The organism is Ruegeria sp. AP12 (assembly GCF_056540025.1).
On record NZ_JBQFVZ010000266.1, the window covers coordinates 1 to 602 of the forward strand.

General features: G+C 56.5%; 1 protein-coding gene. It reads left to right on the forward strand.

What is annotated here, in order from left to right:
- Positions 1-309 precede the first annotated feature (309 nt).
- The coding region (locus tag ACR0E6_RS22670) for a metal ABC transporter substrate-binding protein (RefSeq protein WP_480587630.1) at positions 310-602 on the forward strand (293 nt) is incomplete at its 3' end.

Genomic DNA, 602 nt, shown 5'->3' on the forward strand with positions numbered 1-602 from the left:
ACGGCCCTTACCCAATCCAGATCAAGGTCCATTCCAGGGTTTCTGGGTTCAGTGACTTGCGGCAGATGCGCGGTGCGCACGGGGCTGTCTGAGCGCTGCGGTTCCATTCTCACATCCTTTGGGAGGTTTGCGCCAAAATCGCACGGCTTGGCGGTAAATGGAAGGCAGCAGAGCGGTTTCGAGGGAGTTTTTTGACCATTTGGACAAATAAATTGGGATTTTGTTGCGACTAATTCGCAATAGCATTGACTTAGTTGTGAGTCGTTCTCATATTTAATCGCAACAGGGTCCGAATTCCGGAGATCAACCATGATTCGTCGCAGTTTCCTTGCTGCTCTCGCTATCGCCGCGGCCATGCCGCTTGCTGCATGGGCGCAGGCTCCGCTGAAGGTCGTGGCGACGACCGGCATGATTGCCGACGCCGTGCGACAGGTCGGCGGCGATCAGGTTGAAGTAAAGGGCCTCATGGGTCCCGGCGTTGATCCGCATGCCTATCGCCAGACCCGCAGCGATATCGTCGCCATGACCCGCGCGGATCTGGTGCTGTGGCACGGTCTCTACCTTGAGGCGCAGATGGAAGATTTCTTTGAAGAACTCGGCCG